This is a genomic window from Rathayibacter tanaceti (genome assembly GCF_001634385.1).
Classification (GTDB): Bacteria; Actinomycetota; Actinomycetes; order Actinomycetales; family Microbacteriaceae; genus Rathayibacter; species Rathayibacter tanaceti.
In genome coordinates this window covers 1-627 of sequence record NZ_LIIN01000304.1, presented here as the reverse complement: position 1 = coordinate 627, position 627 = coordinate 1, and the positions used below count along the sequence as shown (strand labels likewise).

The window sequence follows — 627 nt, the reverse complement described above, 5'->3', positions numbered from 1 at the left end:
GAGCCCGCGCCGGCCGACGCCGCGCCGTCCGAGGGCGTGCGGCCCGGGATGGCGACGGGGATGCCGACGCCTGCAGAGGCTCCCGTCCCGCCGGGAGCGGAGCCCGCCACTCCCGCTGCCGCCAGCACCGCGGAGGCGTCCTCCGATGACGCGCCGGTCACCCTCCAGCGCATGAAGGACACGTGGCCCGAGATCCTCGAGGTCGTCCAGAAGGCCAAGATGACCGCCTGGCTGGTCGCCTACACGGCACAGGTCCGGGCGCTCAAGGACGACGTGCTCACGCTCTCGTTCCCGAGCCAGAACGACGTCGAGTCGTTCAAGATGCCGGGCACCGCGGGGCAGCCGGGCGTCAGCGAGCACCTGCGGCAGGCGATCCAGCAGGTCCTCGGCCTGCGGGTGAAGTACATCGCCCGAGTGGAGCCGCGCGCCGTCGCCCCCGAGGCCGAACGCGCCGCCACCGAAGCCCCGCCGGCTCCTGCTCCCTCCGATCGTTCCGCTCCCTCCGCTGCTTCGACCGACGGCGACGGCTGGGCGACGGCCGCGATCCCCGCCGACCCGGCTCCTGCGGTCGAATCCGCCGCCGCACCCGCTGCCGCCGCACCCGCTGCCGCCGCACCGGGCGCCGCT

General features: G+C 75.3%; 2 pseudogenes. One reads left to right on the top strand and one right to left on the bottom strand.

What is annotated here, in order from left to right:
* Positions 1–182: pseudogene (locus ACH61_RS18750) on the bottom strand (hypothetical protein); the annotation flags it as partial.
* Here ACH61_RS18750 and ACH61_RS15770 point away from each other — a divergent pair.
* Positions 172–627 (top strand): annotated as a pseudogene (locus ACH61_RS15770) (DNA polymerase III subunit gamma and tau); the annotation flags it as partial. The pseudogenes ACH61_RS18750 and ACH61_RS15770 sit on opposite strands and share 11 nt — an antisense overlap.